The sequence below is a fragment of the Brevibacillus sp. BC25 genome, from assembly GCF_000282075.1.
GTDB lineage: Bacteria > Bacillota > Bacilli > Brevibacillales > Brevibacillaceae > Brevibacillus.
This window is the reverse complement of sequence record NZ_AKIX01000077.1, coordinates 26534-42979: the sequence shown is the minus strand read 5'-3', so window position 1 is coordinate 42979 and position 16446 is coordinate 26534. Positions and strand designations below refer to the sequence as shown.

Here is a 16446-nt window from a genome sequence, read left to right as displayed (position 1 = left end):
TGCTTCCTCCTTACAACATTCGCTTAACTAGTCGCGTGATGCGAGCATCCAGTTCGCGTGTACGGAATGGCTTGGTCATATAGTCGTCAGCACCGAGCTGAAGGGCGCGGACTATGTCTTGCTCTTCCGTACGACCTGTTAGCATAATCACCGTATATTTCTTGGCATTCGGCAAATTCCGGATTTTCTGGAGAACTTCGAGGCCATCCATCTGTGGCATCATCCCGTCTAAAATGACCAGATAAGGCTCTTGTCCCTGATGCCAGGTGGAGTCAAAAAAAGCTGCTCCTTCTTCGTAAGTCTGAATGTCGACGTGCATCCAACCGTCAAAACAGGTTTGGATGGAATCGGCAAGCATCACGCGAATCATCGGATCGTCATCAATAATGGCGACCTTCAGTTTTATCTTAGGGGGGTCATGTGTCTCTGTGATTTGAGCGGTTTCAATCCGGCGCCGCCCTGCATTTTTGGCCGCATATAAAGCAGTGTCCGCAGCTTCTACCCAATACGTATGAGGTTTATGAGGATCATCTACTTGTACGATTCCACCGGAAAAGCTCAAAGAAAACGTTCCTTGAGGAGCATCGAACGTAAGCGAACAAAAAGAAGAGAGCATCTGATCCAGGCGCATCTTTCCTGTCTGTACAGTCGTACGCGGCATCAGTAGGATAAATTCCTCTCCGCCGTACCGGAATAATACATCATGTTTTTCCGAGCTCTGCCCGATGAAAGCAGCAAAACGAGTCAGCACCTCGTCGCCGATCAGATGACCGTATGTATCATTGACCCCTTTGAAAAAATCGATATCCAAAAATGCCAGTGAGAAAGGGGTATTTGTCCGCTGGGCATCAGAAAGAAGCCGTTGGTACGTATCAACAAAAGAATTGCGATTGTTGACACCCGTGAGCTCGTCCAAAAACAAGATGCTGTTCATCCAGCGCTTCCGGCGAAGCTGGCGTTCGAGGCGTACGACCAGCTCTTCCATATCAAGCGGTTTACACATGACGTCATCTGCGCCCAAACGATAGGCATGCAGACGGGTCTCCCGTTCGCAATCGATGCTGATGATGGTCGTTGGTACGTATTGCTTTTTTATTTTTTCGCTAATCGTCTGCATCACTTGGAAGCCGCCCGTTTCCGGGATGTTCAAATCCAGAATGAAGCAGTCAGGGTTTATGTCGTGAAAATAGTCGAGAGCCTTATGAGGGTAGACCGTAGCGATGACAGACCAATTGCGTTTTTCTAAATATTCCTTTAGATACATAAGCAGAGTGATGTCATCATCCAGGATGAGGACCAAAGGCTGTTGCTCACAAGGGGATTCCCGTTGAAGAGTGGGGTTCTCAATAAAAACTTCCTGTTCCGGGCGCTGTTCGTAACACAAGATGATCAACTCTTGCAAAAACAATCGCCATTCACCGAGCGACCAATCCTTGGCAGGCATGTCATCCATTTGATCCAGCAGGATCCGAGACAGATCAGACAGGTCGGTCAATCCAATCGTTCCGGCAGTTCCCTTCAACGAATGGAGAAATCGATATAGATCATCATGAGAGATGGGAACCTCCTGGTCGTACCACGTCTCAATCTGTTTGTGAATATTTGCAAGAAGCGTTTCTCTGTACTTGATCATGAAGTATCGCCCCCCTGTGTTGGGATGGCGCAAGCAGTCGGATCGCTTGCGCTCATTTGATCAAAACGTCTACGATTTGGTATGGTACATGTAGCAGGGAGGAGGAAGTTTCTTATTGTTGCAGGGAAAATCCTTCTTCAATCAGATACTGCTCCGCTTCCACGTACGATTCAAAGGAAGCTTCCAGGTTCATCCCGTGGTATACGTTCCACAGCGCGTCTTCCTGTTGCAGCAAGAGCGTGCGGTTTTGCTTGTCGACCCATGTTTGCTCCAGTTGATCTGATGCTGCAGTGTTTTTAGGCGCTTCCTCACGTTTTTGGGAGAGAGAGTGGATCGACGCTTCGATAACCGTGCGCAGTTCATCCGCCGAGAAATCACGGATATTGATGAAGCCCTTATCGTCTTTTTGTTTTTGATAGCTCTTTACAAAGCCGACGAACACAAAGCCGTTGCCGTTCGGATGCAGATGATAGACCACTGTCTTTTTGTCATGAAGGCTTTCCTCATAATGAAAATTAACCCGTTTCAGGGAGACCTCATTCCGAGTCAGTTGTGGAAAAGATTCAATAATCGCTAGTTTTTCTTCAAAAGTAAGCATGGATTCCTCCGGTGAGATGGATTTGTTTGTCGATTATATCATAGGTGGGACACAGAACGAAAAAAGGAGAAGGGAAAATGAACGGAAAAAACCGAAAAGACATCGTAGCAGGACTCGAAGTCGATATTGTATTGAAACAGGACCAACGCACTGGCAAGCGCACGCGTGGGATCGTCAAGGATATCCTGACGAACTCCAGTACACATCCACATGGAATCAAGGTTCGTTTGACGGATGGACAAGTGGGGAGAGTGCAAGAGATTATCCAAAAAGAGAAGTAATCTTCTTCAAACAAAACGGACAGGCCACATGGGTGACTGTCCGTTTTGTTTTTCATGAATGGTTCCGGTTCTGCAAATGCTCGATAGCGGGTACGGCGAAGCAAGCCAGATTCGACGGAAGTGCATCGAGCGAAAACCAGCGCATGTCTCCAATTGCCCCGTCTTCCTCTAAATTACGTGCTTCTCCACTGAGAATCGTGACTTCGTAAATGATCGAAACCCAATGCTCACCATTTTCCGGGAGGATGGTTTCTGCGGTGCATAAGAGGGCCTTTATCTCGACATCGAGATTGACTTCTTCTTTGATTTCACGGATGACACTCGTCTCCAGTTGTTCATAGGGATCAACTTTTCCCCCAGGAATGCTCCACGTATTCTTCTCTGGATCTCTGTTTCGTAAAACCAGCAAAAGCTCATTCTTGTCGTTTAGGATGACAGCTCCTACGCCCAATCTTGGTACAGCTATAGTAGTAGACATGCTTTCTCCTTCAATAGCCAGATTCGTTTCTTCCATTATAGCAAGGTCCAATCGTAAGCAGGACAAAACAAGAAACCGCCTGAGTAGACGGTTTCGAGAAGTTCAGCAAAACGTTAGCGGTAAGTATCATGGGTAGGGGCGAAGACATCCTCCGTTGATTCCCGCACCAATATAAATGGTCCAATATTCCCCAATCCATGCAAGCATGTATTGTGATGGGCGATAATTTGTTCTGCTGACAGTACCTGATTGTCCGATGTAGAGTGCCCGTCTTTGACGAGCGTCACATCATAGCCGAGTGTCGTCGCTTTGCGGCAGGCGCTGTCGATACAATACTCGGTTTTGCACCCCATGATGACGAGGTGATTAATTCCGAGCGCTTGTAGCTTTTCGTGCAGGTCTGTTCCGTGAAAGGAGTCTGTCGCTAGTTTTTGAACCACCGTTTCTGATGGCAGAGGGGCGATCTCAGGGTGGATGGCAAAGTCGTTCGAACCGACTTCTCCGACATCCGCATCCTGAACGTACAGCACAGGAATATCCTTGCTATAGGCATCTTCTCTTACTTTTCCCAATGTTTGGACAAGTGTAGCCGGCTGAAAAACAGGACCAAATTGCCCTTCGATAATACCTACTTGCGCATCAATAATCAGTAGAGCTGTTTTTCGAATCAATCCATTTCCTCCTAGGTGAAAGGGGGTTAGTGTTGGTGTTCCCCTTTTTGGTTGTTTGGTACACGCACAGCTTTATAAGAACGTTGATTCATGTCCTTTTTCATAACTGACCACTCCTTTCATCATAGAAGAGCGTGAATCCGCTCTGGATAATTGTACCACAAAAAAGACTCGTTCCTATAGGAAGGAACGAGTCTTTTTCGATTGCGAACTTCTTATGATTCATTTTCCTTTTTCGGTACAAACTGAAAGATATCATGTGATTCGAAGGAGTCGATCAAACGGGACAGCCACAGATAATACTCCAACCCATTTTCAATGCGTTTGATGCTAAGGTCAACACGTTCCCTGACTTCTTCCGTAAGCTCCTCGGATTTCTGGAGAGCGCGAAGCTCAAGGAGCGACTTTTTCAAGGCGTGTACATTATGTTCACAGGCGTGTCGCCACTTCACGGAAAAGAGGTCGATGAAGTTCTGGTACCAATCCAGGTTGACCTCGTAATGATCCTTCCGTGTCCCTTTTTTCCATATCTTTTCTACCATATTTAAGTCCATCAATGTGCGGACGCCAGTGCTCATGCTGGTTTTGCTCATGCCCAGTGCTTCGCCCATCTCATCGAGTGTCATTGACTTGTCCTGAAAGAGCAATGTGCCATACAGCAGTCCCGTTGACATGGTAATTCCATACAGATCCATGTTGCGAGCTAGCGTTTCAATCACGCGTTCCTGAGCTTTTTCGAGGATTTTTTCCTGATTGGTATCCATTTTGAAAAAAGCAGCTCCTCTAGTCATAGTAACCTGACTAGAATTGTACGTCTCAAAAAGCAAAAAGTAAATGGAGATGTTGTACAGTATATACGTGATAAACTGAGAATACAGGAAGTAAAGTACGTAAAGTTTTTTCTGAACGCTGAAAATGCCCGATTATCATTCCTCATCCAGTTTGAGGTAAAAAAATTGGCTGGTTACAATTGTAAGGGTAAAGAACAGTCCGGATGCCGGGCGTAAAAGTTGGAGGTGACCATATGCCCAAGATCAAAGTAGAGAATTTGACCAAAATCTTTGGACGCCAACCCCAACGCGCATTGTCCCAGGTGAAGCAGGGGAAGACCAAACAAGAAATCTTGAAGGAAACGGGTCTTACCCTTGGGGTGAATCAAGCGAGTTTTGAGGTGCATGCAGGCGAAATTTTCGTCATCATGGGGCTTTCGGGAAGCGGGAAGTCGACCTTGGTTCGATTGTTGAACCGGTTGATTGAACCAACAGAAGGCAGAATCCTGATTGACGGTACGGATATCGTCAGTATGAACACCGAGCAGTTACAGGATGTAAGAAGAAAGAAGCTGGGAATGGTATTTCAAAAGTTCGCCTTGTTCCCGCACAGGACGGTACTTGAAAACGCGGAGTACGGTCTGGAGATTCAAGGGATGCCAAAGGCCGAGCGTGAGGCAAAAGCGAAAAAGTCACTCACACTCGTCGGACTCGGCGGTTGGGAAGCAAGCTACCCGGATCAGCTGAGTGGCGGGATGCAGCAGCGTGTGGGCCTCGCCCGTGCACTCGCGAATGAACCCGATGTGCTGTTGATGGATGAGGCATTCAGTGCCTTGGACCCGTTGATTCGCAAGGACATGCAGGATGAGCTGTTGGAACTGCAGAGCACCATGCAGAAGACCATTATTTTCATTACGCATGATCTGGACGAAGCATTGAAGATCGGGGATCGAATCGCTCTAATGAAAGACGGTGCGATCGTACAGATCGGCTCTCCGGAAGAAATCATGACCAATCCAGCAAACGAATACGTAGAACGCTTCGTAGAGGATGTGGATCGTTCCAAGGTGTTGTCTGCTGAAAAAGTAATGAAGCGGGCAGAGACGATCACACTGGACAGAGGGCCTCGCGTCGCACTACAAATGATGCGTGAGCGCGGTGTCTCCAGTTTGTACGTGGTGGATAAACGAAAAACATTGCTGGGTGTGCTGACGGCAGACGCAGTAAACGGAGCCAAGGAAGCAGGACAATCGTTGGAATCCGTGCTGCGAACTGAGGTCCCGACTGTCGGACCACAGACGCTTCTCAATGAGATGTTTGACCTTGTCGCGTTTTCAGATATTCCCGTGGCGGTTACAGGAGAACAAAATCGTCTGTTGGGCGTGATTGTAAAAGGAGCCGTCTTGGGTGGATTGGCAGGAAAAGTAAATCAACAACAAGTTCCAGAGCCAACGATTGAAGAGGGGCAGGTGAATCCATCATGAGTCAAAACCAATTATTTCCGAAGCTGCCGCTCGACAGTTGGATAGAAACGATTGTAGATGGACTGGAAGAGCATTTGGGCTTCTTGTTCGACTTCATATCAGCTGTAATCGGTGGAACCGTTGACTTGTTTTCATGGATTCTAACAGGAATCCCGTTTTGGGTCCTGATCATTTTGTTTACACTGCTGGCTTATCGCGCTGGCAAAGTGGCAATTGCTCTTTTTACCTTCATTGGACTTCTTCTGATTCAGAATCTGGGTTATTGGGAGCATTCAATGGAAACACTTGCGCTGGTATTGACGGCAGGGTTGATCTCGGTGATTATCGGGATTCCCGTCGGTATCTGGTGCGCGAAGAATGATTCCGTGCAAAAGGTCGTCACACCGCTGCTTGATTTCATGCAGACGATGCCGGCGTTTGTGTACTTGATTCCTGCCATCTTTTTCTTTGGGCTCGGTAAAGTACCGGGGGTTATCGCTTCTGTCATTTTTGCGATGCCACCGACGATCCGTCTGACCAACCTGGGAATTCGTCAAGTTCCTGCCGATCTGATCGAGGCTTCTGAAGCGTTCGGTTCTACCTACTGGCAAAAGCTGACGAAGGTACAGCTACCGCTTGCCAAGACGACAATGATGGCCGGGATTAACCAGAGCATTATGCTCGCGCTGTCCATGGTCGTGATTGCCTCTATGATTGGAGCGAAAGGCTTGGGGGCGGACGTATATCGTGCCGTAACACAGATCAAGATCGGTGAAGGTTTTGAGGCGGGGCTGGCCATCGTTATTTTAGCGATTTTGCTGGATCGTCTCACGCAAAGTGTTGGAAAGAGAAAAAACGCGTAGGAGGGGTTTTCATGAAAAAAGGCGCCTTGAAAGGGCTGGCAGTCGCACTCGGACTCAGTATGGTGATGGCAGGATGTTCAAATGCGGGAACACCGCAGGGAAATCAGCCTGCCGAGGGCAATACCGGTACGTCTGCACCGAATAGCGTTGGAGCACAAGTGGATCATAAAATTATCGGAATTGATCCTGGCGCTGGTCTGATGAAAGCGACGGAAAAAGCAATGAAGGACTACGATCTGAAAGATTGGGAACTGGTGGAGGGCTCCAGTGCAGCTATGACGGCAGCTCTGACACAAGCCTACAAAGACAAAAAGCCGATTATCGTGACAGGCTGGACACCTCACTGGATGTTCTCCAAGTTTGAGATGAAATACCTCGAAGATCCGAAAGGTACTTTCGGTAAGGATGAGCAAATTCATACCATCGTGCGTAAAGGACTGAAGGAGGAGCACCCAAGTGCATATGCGTTCCTCGACAAGTTTTCGTGGACACCTGCGGACATGGAAAAAGTAATGCTCGATATCGAGGGCGGCAAAAAGCCGGAAGAGGCAGCAGCCGAATGGGTGAAAACCAATGAGGCTACCGTCAACAAGTGGGTAGAAGGCATCCAGCCTGCAGAAGGCAAAAAATTGACGCTCGCGTACGTCGCGTGGGATTCTGAAATCGCCAGCACGAATGTGGTGAAGACGGTTCTGGAGCAAAAGCTGAAATACAAGGTGGAGCTTAGCCAAGTAGAAGCCGGCCCAATGTGGGTAGGGGTATCAAACGGCGATGTGGACGGAATGGTAGCAGCATGGCTGCCGACGACGCACGCAGACTACATGGAAAAGCTGGGGAAAGACGTAGAGGACCTCGGTCCGAACCTGCAAGGAACCAAGCTGGGCTTGGCTGTTCCAGCCTATATGGAGATCAACTCCATTGAAGATTTAAAGAAGTAACAGACTCAATACCGAAGGCACCGCTCACGATGGGGCGGTGCCTTTTTCGTTGTGTTACGGTATTGGCTTGCTTTCCGTGACAGCAGGCCAAGCGTGTTGTTTGTCCAGCGTTGCAGGCTCCGGTGCAAATACCCGCAAAACGAGATTGAACTCGCCTTCAGGGAGAGGGAGCCAGTTGCCTTCCTTGCCTTTGGGCGGGTGCTGTTGCAAATACAGATCGAGGGAGCCATCCGGATTGTACGCTAGCGTTCCTGTATTGCTGCGAACCGATGCACGATCGGCCGCTGTTTTGGCTAAAAACAGTTGGTTGTCATAGACGTTGATCGACCAGAATGCAGACGTCCTGGGAAGCTGTTCCTTTGTAAAATGCAGTGTATAGCTTTTGGCTCCCGTCAGTGGTTTTCCTGATCCATCTGTCAATGCACGATAATAGGCTTCCTCACTCGGCACATTGGCTCCAATACCGGAATAGGCGATAAAGGAACGGGCGAGAAACTGATTTCCATATGTGCCGATGGGGGAAAAGGAGCCCCATCCATTACGGAAGGTGGCGTAGCCGGGAAAGCCATTTTGCACGATGGACGGGGCATCCTGTAAGGCATGCTGTAGGCCCGCAAGTTTGGCTGGACCGAGCGCGGAAGGATCAAAGCCTTTTTGGACATCGATCCCAGCTTGAGCGAATTGATCGAGCAAGACGCGATCACATTCGGGCGGAGGATTGCCCTGGATCCATTTCGTCATGACTTGAAAAAAGGAAAGGGATGACAACACATCAAGGGGAAGCGCTTCGGGAACATGTGCCGTTTGCAATTTTGGGTGGACAGGGGCAATCGCGATTTGTTTTTCAAACGAGACAGCCTGCTGCAAATCAGCTTCACCCTTTACCTCGACACGTCCAATGAGCCAGACGGTATTCGTAGGGGCGTAGATCACAGGTATATGGGCAGGGGTAGGCCCTTTCCATTGTGGGCTTGCAATGATATATTGCCCGGCCTGCTGTTTGGTGGAACGATTGGAGACATTTCGAAACGTATTTGTGTACGCATCCAGCATTTGCACGGTATAGTAGCGGTTTTGCGGATTGGCGGGGACAGTCATGCGGACGGGCGTCTCTGACAAATCCAGCCATGCGCTCATATACAATGTATCGGAGTTCGGCGTCACGATATCCCGATAAGCTGGGGAAGCGAGTGTGTCCGCATAATAAAACTGGTTGATTGGCGCCCGATTTTTGACCATGGCTTCCATCGTTTTGGCGGACATCACTAATGGATAGCCATAGATGTATGCTTGAATGCCGAGCGAGTAGGCAAGCCTCTCCTGCGATTGAAGAAACGACTTCGTTTGGGAGAGAGGTGACTGTTGGACAGATGGAGCGTTTGTTGTCTCTTTTGCAAAGGACAGGCCGGACAGGTGAAGCGTCATGCAAAGCGTCATGCAAAGCATAGAAACGATCAGTGTCAGGCGCTTTTTCAATAATGGAAGCATAAAGCCCCTCCTAACTACCAGAAATGGGGTTCGCTCTGGTAGTTTTCTTCATAGGAAAGGGGCTTTATGCAAGTTGGGCTGGAATATTTTATTCTCAATGCGGTTCCACAGAAATTTCAGGCGCCCGCCACTCTGGGCAGGTCTCATACAGTTTCGATGCTCCCTTTAGCAATTCCCTATCACGCCATCGCTTGCCCACACACTGTATGCCAATAGGAAGACCTTGCACATCAAAACCAATCGGCATCGTTACGACCGGACTTCCGGTGACATTAAACAGATTCGTATAAAAAGTCGTAGCAGCCCAGTAGTTTTGCGGGTTCTCGTCTACGTACAAGGGTTTGTTGTAAAGCGGCTTGTAGCCCCACACTTTCGATTTTGCCATATGTGGGAAAGCTGTCGTGCAGCTAACCGGACACAAGAACAAGTCACAGTCGGCCATGAATTGCTCGAAGCTGCGAATGAGCTGCTCCCGAATGGTTAAGACACGCATGTAGTTTTTGAACGTCAGCGGGATGAGCATGGTAGCCGTGGGAATCTGCCGATAAATCGGAATCGTTATGAGATGAGCTAAACCACGAATGAGTGGAGGTGTCGTAGAGTTTAACTCCGCGTCGATAATTTTTCCCCATGTTTCCCAAGTTTTGCGTAAATCTAAGGGTGGTGCCGTCACTTGTTCTACGCGCATGCCTTGTTGCTCCAGTATTTTGACAAAGCGACGCAACTGATCGCGAATACCTCGACTCGTCGGGTAGCCGGGCAGCTCCTCCATCCAGCGAATGTGTAGGGGCTGCTCCTTGAGGGGTGGGGCCATGACCTGTGGTCCATGAGGTAGGCCAGCGTTGCCGTTTCCACCACTAATGATGGAAAACGCTACTTCCAGGTCTTCAATCGAACGGGCCAGAGGACCGTAGCAGGCCAAGTGACGAGACGATGTAAAATCAGACATTCCTTCAAAGCCGGGCATGTGTCCTCTTGCCGGAACAGCTCCTTCTGTCGGCTTCAAGCTAAGTACGCCACAGAAATGAGCCGGAACACGCAACGAACCGCCAATGTCACTGCCAATATCCAAATAGGAAAGCCCAGCAGCAACTGCGGCTGCCGATCCTCCGCTGCTACCGCCTGTTGTTCTCTCCAGATTCCATGGATTATTCGTCCGACCGTAAATATCATTGTCTGTTTGCATGTCCATCAGAAGAGGAGGGACATTCGTTTTGCCCAGGATGATGGCTCCTGCCTGCTTCAGTCTGCTAACGACTGCTGCGTCGTGTTGTGGAATGTAGCCTTTTAGAGGTGGGAAACCAGAAGTAGTGGCGAGTCCTGCTGTGGCAAAAGAATCTTTGATTGTGATTGGTACCCCGTGAAGAGGCCCGCGGTAGATACCTTCCCCTATTTCTTTATCTGCTTGTTTGGCGGCTTCGATCGCAGCTTTTTCATCATACGCGACGATGGCGTTCACTTTGCCATTGAGAGAGTCGATTCGTTTAAAGATATGCCGGGTAGCTTCTTCGGCGCTTATTTTCCGCTCGCGAATCCAAGTGCCCATCTCCGTTGCTGTCAAATAGGTCAGTTCTTTCATTCGATTCACTCCTTTTCACACGTCTAGCGTACGACAGGAAAACGAGGAAAACTTGATCGAAAATGCGAACCGCTATCGACTATTCTCGGGCTAGAACGGGTATATAGATGAAGCAAAGCGAATCAGGATGGTCATTTCCGAGAAAGCGGTGATCGTAGTATTCAAAATCGTATCGGGCATTAAGCTGGTCGGATGCGGATGCATGTGTCATCCAGCTCCCGTATATGTATTGATACGTCAGTTTGAGATTTTGCACCGATCCTTTGTGAGGGAAAACAAGATAACCAGATGCAGGCAGCGTGAGTGATTCCAATCCGTCTGTGCCAACCTGCTCCGTAGTGTGTATGCCAGCAAAATAGGCAAAGCTCAACGAAAGCCCGAAAGCATCTGGGTAGCGAATGACCCCATAACACTTCTGGTTCTTCTGTACGTCGATTTTCTGTCCCAATCGGTTCCAGCAATGGACAATATCTGTTGTCGAACGGGTAGTGGAGGAGTAGCCTACCAGGTTCAGTTCTTCGTGGGCAGGGACATAGACGGGCTCAATCGATTGCAGCTGAATATTTTCCAAATAAGGTAGCTCGATACGCTCCAGCATTGTGTACCGCGGCATTTTTCCAGATCGCCTAAGTGCAGAAGGAGGCAGGCCAAAGCGTTTGGTAAAGGCGCGAGTAAAGGCTTCGTGAGAATCAAAGCCGTATGTAAAGGCGACCTCCGTCACGCTCTTTTGCTCTAGCAACAGCGCTTTGGCGGCCTCGGTCAAGCGTCTCTTCGAAATGTATTGGCCGACAGTTTCTCCTGTCACGTGAAAAAACAACCGTTGAAAATGGTACTTGGAATATCCGGCGGCTGAGGCCACTTCATCGAGTGTGACTTTTTCCGTTAACTGCTTTTCGATAAAAGAGAGGGCATATGTTATTTGCTCCATATAGTTCATAGCGTCACCTGAAAAAGGAAATAAGATTTTTTTTAGGATACCATATGCCCTGACCTGATTTTTTGTAAAAAAGCCAGAATGTCAAAGAATAGGGAGAGAATACAATGAAGTAGGACAACATTATTGGAGGTAGCCGTGGAGCAGCATCTGGATCTTTTTTTGATGAAATATGGATATGTCGGCATCTTTTTTTCGCTCACACTTGGTGTTGTAGGGCTCCCCATACCCGATGAGGTACTGATGACATACGCTGGCTATGCGGTTTCCCGTGGTGTTTTGCACATGCCTTTTACAGTGCTGAGCGCCTTTTTGGGAGCGGCAGTAGGGATTACGATCAGCTATTCCATCGCGTGGAAGTGGGGGCTGCCGTTGCTTATGAAGGTTGGACCGTACTTGCATATTTCGCCGAAAAAAATAGAGTCAACCCAAAAGCTGTTTGCCAAGTACGGTCCATACCTATTGCTGATCGGCTATTTTTTGCCTGGCGTCCGTCATATTACCGCCTATTTGGCAGGGGTCTCCACGATGGGGTTTCGACGATTTGCTTTTTTTGCTTACGCAGGCGCATTTCTTTGGAGTGTCACTTTTTTACTGTTGGGACAGGCGCTTGAGAAAGAGTGGCTCAAGGTTGTCGTTTATATACGTCATTACGGCATCACATTTTTGCTAATCAGTTCGGCGATTGGAATGATGGTTTATATTTGGATGAGGTACAGGCGTGACACCAGAGCCTAGGAACAAGCATTAGTTCCTGCTGATCGCCATGCTATCTTTTACCAAGCGGACAAATTCGAGCTGTTCCTCTCCAGTGGCTGTGGCTTCCGCCAGTTTGAGTACATCGCTAAGGGAGCTTCTTTCGGAATACGGACTCTCTCGCAATATTTCTCCGTACTCTGCTACAGCAGCAAGGAACGTCACATCGGGAGACAAGGCATTTTGCACCTTCACGGGCTCGGAGATTTCCTCTACTTTTTGGGAAGTGGCATGATGATAGCGCACGCGAACCGTCCCGAGATCTGCATGGGCAGGGGAAGCGAGCTTCACTTCATAAAGAGCGGTCACACTATGGCCAGCGCCGACCTCACCCGCATCTGTCTTGTCGTTGCGAAAATCTTTGTCGCGGACATCGCGGTTCTCATAACCGATCAAGCGATACGAGTCTACCTTCTTAGGGTCGAATTCTACCTGAATTTTTACGTCACGAGCGATCGTTTGGAGGGTGCCTGTCAATGATTCCGTAAAAATGCGGCGCGCCTCGGAAAACGTATCGATGTAGGCGTAGTTGCCTTCTCCTTTGTTCGCCAGCTGCTCCATCAGGACATCATTATAATTTCCCATGCCAAAGCCAAAGGTGCTCAAGTAAATGTCTTTTCGCGCATAGTCCTCGATCGAACGCAAAATGCCCTCGGACCCTGTTTCTCCTACATTGGCTACCCCGTCGGAGCATAAAATCACCCTGTTAATGGCAGTAGGCTTGAAGGAACGGGCCGCCATTTCATAACCGAGCACCAGTCCTTCTTCCGCATTGGTGGAGCCTTCGGGTTGCAGTTCATCGATGGCTGATAAAATCGTCTGTTTGTCTTCGGCAGAGGTTGGGGGCAAAAGAACGCGTCCCTCTGATCCATAGACGACGATCCCTACTGAATCTGTAGGTTGGAGTTGATCAACAAGAACATGTAAGCTTTTTTTCACCAGCTCTAATCGGTTTTCCCGATTCATCGAGCCAGATATGTCAATGACAAAAACGAGAGTAGCGGGCTTCCGTTCTTCTACGCGTAATTCCTTTCCTTTGATCCCGATTCGCACTACTTGAAGATTTTTTTGAAAGGGAGAGGGGCCACTATCGGCCTGAATTGCAAATGTCTGATTGGTTGGCGCGGGATACGAAGTGGGGAAGAAGTTGATGAATTCCTCCACCCGTATTGCTTCTGCTGGCGGGAGATTCCCGTCTTTTATAAAATTGCGCATCATGGTGTAAGAGGCAGTGTCCACATCAGCGGCAAAAGTAGACAGGCGGTCCTTCGCTGTCGAGACAAATTGGTTGGTGCCGTAATCTTTGAAGTACATGTCATTGGGGAGGGGATCGACCGATTTTTTCAGGGCGTAATCAGCTAGTTGGCTGGGAGGACTTGGACTGGAGGCTACCTGATTGTTTTGACTTTGCGCAACAGATGCTGCTGGTTTGTTTCCGCTTTCGCTTCTTGTTGCGATCTGCTCGCTCGAGCTGCATCCGATCAGGGATGCGACCAATATGGTGATACCACTGGCTTTCACGATTTTTCTCATCTTTTTTTATTCCCCCTTTGCCTATGTGACGTGGTAAAAAAAGGAATGTTACATAAGGAGGAGAAGTAGGCTTGTACGCAGCAAGAGCTTCACTCGCAACGACAGCCAGGATCGAGTCGTAGCTGCGGCTCCGAGTGGTGAAATGATTTATGTTTGGGTTAGTCGGCAATCTTCACTAAAGTGAGGAAGCCGGTCACCGTTGTCGTTCCGTCTGCGAAGCTTTGCAAAAACTGGTCTGCGATACCTCCCGTACGGAATATGTCTACGATGTCTCCTGATGCTAACCGGGTGAAAGAGGTAACCATGCCGAATGCATTTCCATCCTCTGCACTATCCGCACTGCTTGAAGTTCCGGCAGAGCCCGTAATATTGGCGCCATTCCTTCTGATAATGAAAGACACTTCACTTGCTTGTGCAGTAGTAACACGATAGCTGATGAGATAGATGCCGCTTGCAGGTACGGTCACTTGCCCGCCAGCGAGTAAAAAGCCAAGTGTATTGTCTGCATTCGACACATGAAGCGGGACGATCGTATTTGGCGAAATATCGATAGCGGAGGATAGCCAGAAGTTACCGAAAACACTGGAAACAGTACCCGTCGCGCCTGTTGCACCGGTTGCACCCGTTACACCCGTGGCTCCTGTAACGCCAGTTTCCCCCGTGATACCAGTACTTCCAGTGACCCCAGCTCCGGTCGCCCCTGTAGCCCCGGTCACGCCGACTCCTGTCGCACCCGTTTCTCCTAGCCCAGTAGCACCAGTAGCGCCAGTAGCGCCAGTAGCACCGGTTGCCCCAGTTGTTCCTGTTCCATCTGCTCCAGTGGCTCCTGTTGGTCCTGTGAGACTAGCGATAGACGATGCGGTTAATACGGAATTCAGCTTGTTGTTCAGCAAAATCTCTTTCTTTGTTATCTCTCTGAGCGTATTGACTACACTAGAATTCACATTCAGCAAATCACTAATGGTTGCAGGGGGACCTGTTAATCCTGGAAGTGTACCAAGGACATATTGAAGCTTTTCCGCCTCTGCGTTAATGATATGGCTTAACCCTAGCTCTTCCAATGCGATGGATGCGAGTAGCAAGTTTGCGACTTGGCTTTGTGTGATGGTAATGAGCGGGGTAATGTTGGGGATATTTGCTTGTGACAAATGAAACGTCCTCCTTTTTTCATATCTTTTCATCCTATTCCGATACTGTGTATAAGGGGATTGGTCGGTTTCGTTGTTTTTATTCAGGTACGGTTTACCATGTGATGCCTTTCTTTCTTGCTCCTTATTCAATCTTCTTGTAATATTAGGAAATATTTGTGGTGTGACGGTCGCTCTAGTCAATGGAAATCAATCATGGAAAGAGGTAGATTACTGCAAAAATCAATCAAACAAGAGAGGTTATGAAATGAATCTAGGAATTCAAGTAACGCAAAATCAACTGATGGATGTGCTGCTAAACGTTGCAGTAGCTCGTCCAGTATTTATTTGGGGCGCACCAGGAATCGGCAAGTCGTCTCTCGTCGAGGCGTTTGCCGAGCAGGTGGGCCTGCCTTGCGTATCGTTATTGGGTAGTCAGCTGGCACCTGAGGATATTATTGGTGTCCCACAGATCGTAGACGGGAAAAGCAGATTTTGCCCACCTGCGCAAATTGCGCGAGAAGAACCGTACTGCTTGTTTCTTGACGAATTGAATGCATGCTCGCAAGAAGTGCAAAAGGCGTTTTACAGTCTGATTCATGAGCGGAGAATTGGGGATTACCATCTGCCAGAAGGGTCCATTGTGATTGGGGCCGGAAACCGCGCGCAGGATAGCGCGATTGTCAAACCGATGTCGTCTGCTCTGATCAACCGGATGTTCCATGTCCAATTGCTAGTCTCGTATGAACAATGGATGAATTGGGCGTACAGCAACGGCATTCATTCCTACGTGCTGCAATTTTTGGAGGTGCGCCCGGACTATTTGTGGTCGCAGCCACCGAAGAGCGAGGAACCGTTTTCTACTCCGCGTTCCTGGCACATGCTCTCTGATGCCCTGAACGAATTCGGTGAGAACTTGACGACAGAGATGGTGGGGGTACTGGCCTTCGGATGCTTGACGCCCCAGCATGCGGCTCAATTTCGGGCTTTTCACAAGAATATTCAAGGCAAATACCAGCTCAACCGTATTTTGGAGGGAGAGGCTTCTTTCCCAACGGCTCCAGAGGATCGGGACGTACTGTATTTTCTGGCCGATTCATTCCGTTCGCAGATCAAAAAAGAACTGCCAGCGGATAAAGCCTCCGTGGGGGAGCAGCATAAACGGTTTGCACACCGAGCGAAAGCTCTCTTAAAGGAGCTCGCTTCCATCTCTCTGGAAATGGCGCAGATGGTAGTGGCGCGGCACGAGGATGGCGACGGATTGCCAGACTGGTTCGTTGTAGAGGTAATTCGTGATTTACCGCGATTGGCCATGGACAGGAAGGGAAAATAGC

At 48.8% G+C, this 16446-nt stretch carries 16 protein-coding genes; 6 read left to right on the top strand and 10 right to left on the bottom strand.

Annotated elements, in window-relative coordinates; all coding sequences use genetic code 11:
- Positions 1–10 precede the first annotated feature (10 nt).
- Entirely contained in the window at positions 11–1633 is a 1623-nt protein-coding gene (locus tag PMI05_RS20080; protein WP_007725654.1) for a response regulator, read from the bottom strand.
- A 112-nt stretch (positions 1634–1745) separates the two neighbouring features.
- Positions 1746–2231 (bottom strand): hypothetical protein, encoded by a 486-nt coding sequence (locus PMI05_RS20075; protein ID WP_007725652.1) that lies wholly within the window; start codon positions 2229–2231, stop codon positions 1746–1748.
- 77 nt (positions 2232–2308) lie between these two features.
- Here PMI05_RS20075 and PMI05_RS20070 point away from each other — a divergent pair, with 77 nt between their 5' ends.
- The gene (locus PMI05_RS20070) at positions 2309–2512 is read left to right on the top strand and encodes a YwbE family protein (protein ID WP_007725650.1); all 204 of its coding nucleotides are present in this window, start codon (positions 2309–2311) and stop codon (positions 2510–2512) included.
- 52 nt (positions 2513–2564) lie between these two features.
- Here the strand turns inward: PMI05_RS20070 and PMI05_RS20065 are convergent, their stop codons facing one another.
- The 3 genes from PMI05_RS20065 to PMI05_RS20055 form a co-directional block, all read right to left on the bottom strand.
- Positions 2565–2990: an NUDIX domain-containing protein gene (locus PMI05_RS20065; RefSeq protein ID WP_007725648.1), complete on the bottom strand. Its 426-nt coding sequence runs from the start codon at positions 2988–2990 to the stop codon at positions 2565–2567.
- A gap of 113 nt (positions 2991–3103) precedes the next feature.
- A complete protein-coding gene (locus PMI05_RS20060; protein WP_007725645.1) occupies positions 3104–3661 on the bottom strand; it encodes a cysteine hydrolase family protein in 558 nt (185 codons plus the stop codon).
- A gap of 215 nt (positions 3662–3876) precedes the next feature.
- Positions 3877–4425, bottom strand: a complete 549-nt coding sequence (locus PMI05_RS20055; RefSeq protein WP_007725643.1) for a GbsR/MarR family transcriptional regulator — start codon at positions 4423–4425, stop codon at positions 3877–3879.
- 260 nt (positions 4426–4685) lie between these two features.
- Here PMI05_RS20055 and PMI05_RS20050 point away from each other — a divergent pair, with 260 nt between their 5' ends.
- From PMI05_RS20050 to PMI05_RS20040, 3 genes are read left to right on the top strand one after another with little or no spacing between them, the layout of a single operon-like run.
- A complete protein-coding gene (locus PMI05_RS20050) occupies positions 4686–5915 on the top strand; it encodes a glycine betaine/L-proline ABC transporter ATP-binding protein (protein WP_007725641.1) in 1230 nt (409 codons plus the stop codon).
- Positions 5912–6757 carry a proline/glycine betaine ABC transporter permease gene (locus PMI05_RS20045; protein ID WP_007725639.1) on the top strand — a complete coding sequence of 282 codons (846 nt, stop codon included), beginning with the start codon at positions 5912–5914 and terminating at the stop codon, positions 6755–6757. Before PMI05_RS20050 ends, PMI05_RS20045 begins: the two co-directional genes overlap by 4 nt.
- Before the next feature lie 11 nt (positions 6758–6768).
- The gene (locus PMI05_RS20040; RefSeq protein WP_007725637.1) at positions 6769–7695 is read left to right on the top strand and encodes a glycine betaine ABC transporter substrate-binding protein; all 927 of its coding nucleotides are present in this window, start codon (positions 6769–6771) and stop codon (positions 7693–7695) included.
- Between the two features lie 54 nt (positions 7696–7749).
- Here the strand turns inward: PMI05_RS20040 and PMI05_RS20035 are convergent, their stop codons facing one another.
- The 3 genes from PMI05_RS20035 to PMI05_RS20025 form a co-directional block, all read right to left on the bottom strand.
- Positions 7750–9183: a DUF1254 domain-containing protein gene (locus PMI05_RS20035; protein WP_007725636.1), complete on the bottom strand. Its 1434-nt coding sequence runs from the start codon at positions 9181–9183 to the stop codon at positions 7750–7752.
- Positions 9184–9277: 94 nt separating this feature from the next.
- Positions 9278–10762 carry an amidase gene (locus PMI05_RS20030; RefSeq protein WP_007725634.1) on the bottom strand — a complete coding sequence of 495 codons (1485 nt, stop codon included), beginning with the start codon at positions 10760–10762 and terminating at the stop codon, positions 9278–9280.
- 79 nt (positions 10763–10841) lie between these two features.
- Positions 10842–11690: a helix-turn-helix domain-containing protein gene (locus tag PMI05_RS20025; RefSeq protein ID WP_238543333.1), complete on the bottom strand. Its 849-nt coding sequence runs from the start codon at positions 11688–11690 to the stop codon at positions 10842–10844.
- A 132-nt stretch (positions 11691–11822) separates the two neighbouring features.
- Here PMI05_RS20025 and PMI05_RS20020 point away from each other — a divergent pair, with 132 nt between their 5' ends.
- Entirely contained in the window at positions 11823–12434 is a 612-nt protein-coding gene (locus tag PMI05_RS20020) for a DedA family protein (RefSeq protein ID WP_039961065.1), read from the top strand.
- 9 nt (positions 12435–12443) lie between these two features.
- Here PMI05_RS20020 and PMI05_RS20015 read toward each other — a convergent pair whose 3' ends face one another.
- Together PMI05_RS20015 and PMI05_RS30555 are read right to left on the bottom strand one after the other, a co-directional pair.
- On the bottom strand, positions 12444–13985 hold the full coding sequence (locus PMI05_RS20015; protein WP_007725629.1) for a VWA domain-containing protein: 1542 nt from the start codon (positions 13983–13985) through the stop codon (positions 12444–12446).
- 158 nt (positions 13986–14143) lie between these two features.
- Positions 14144–15133, bottom strand: coding sequence for a hypothetical protein (locus PMI05_RS30555; RefSeq protein ID WP_007725628.1), 990 nt, complete (start codon positions 15131–15133; stop codon positions 14144–14146).
- A gap of 247 nt (positions 15134–15380) precedes the next feature.
- Here PMI05_RS30555 and PMI05_RS20005 point away from each other — a divergent pair, with 247 nt between their 5' ends.
- Positions 15381–16445 carry an AAA family ATPase gene (locus PMI05_RS20005; RefSeq protein WP_007725626.1) on the top strand — a complete coding sequence of 355 codons (1065 nt, stop codon included), beginning with the start codon at positions 15381–15383 and terminating at the stop codon, positions 16443–16445.
- Position 16446: the final 1 nt, after the last annotated feature.

Excerpts from the sequence above, each read along its gene's own strand:
- PMI05_RS20080 (WP_007725654.1), bottom strand. The coding sequence starts at position 1,633 with ATGATCAAGTACAGAGAAACGCTTCTTGCAAATATTCACAAACAGATT.
- PMI05_RS20075 (WP_007725652.1), bottom strand. The coding sequence starts at position 2,231 with ATGCTTACTTTTGAAGAAAAACTAGCGATTATTGAATCTTTTCCACAA.
- PMI05_RS20070 (WP_007725650.1), top strand. The coding sequence starts at position 2,309 with ATGAACGGAAAAAACCGAAAAGACATCGTAGCAGGACTCGAAGTCGAT.
- PMI05_RS20065 (WP_007725648.1), bottom strand. The coding sequence starts at position 2,990 with ATGTCTACTACTATAGCTGTACCAAGATTGGGCGTAGGAGCTGTCATC.
- PMI05_RS20055 (WP_007725643.1), bottom strand. The coding sequence starts at position 4,425 with ATGGATACCAATCAGGAAAAAATCCTCGAAAAAGCTCAGGAACGCGTG.
- PMI05_RS20050 (WP_007725641.1), top strand. The coding sequence starts at position 4,686 with ATGCCCAAGATCAAAGTAGAGAATTTGACCAAAATCTTTGGACGCCAA.
- PMI05_RS20045 (WP_007725639.1), top strand. The coding sequence starts at position 5,912 with ATGAGTCAAAACCAATTATTTCCGAAGCTGCCGCTCGACAGTTGGATA.
- PMI05_RS20040 (WP_007725637.1), top strand. The coding sequence starts at position 6,769 with ATGAAAAAAGGCGCCTTGAAAGGGCTGGCAGTCGCACTCGGACTCAGT.
- PMI05_RS20035 (WP_007725636.1), bottom strand. The coding sequence starts at position 9,183 with ATGCTTCCATTATTGAAAAAGCGCCTGACACTGATCGTTTCTATGCTT.
- PMI05_RS20030 (WP_007725634.1), bottom strand. The coding sequence starts at position 10,762 with ATGAAAGAACTGACCTATTTGACAGCAACGGAGATGGGCACTTGGATT.
- PMI05_RS20025 (WP_238543333.1), bottom strand. The coding sequence starts at position 11,690 with ATGGAGCAAATAACATATGCCCTCTCTTTTATCGAAAAGCAGTTAACG.
- PMI05_RS20015 (WP_007725629.1), bottom strand. The coding sequence starts at position 13,985 with ATGAGAAAAATCGTGAAAGCCAGTGGTATCACCATATTGGTCGCATCC.
- PMI05_RS20005 (WP_007725626.1), top strand. The coding sequence starts at position 15,381 with ATGAATCTAGGAATTCAAGTAACGCAAAATCAACTGATGGATGTGCTG.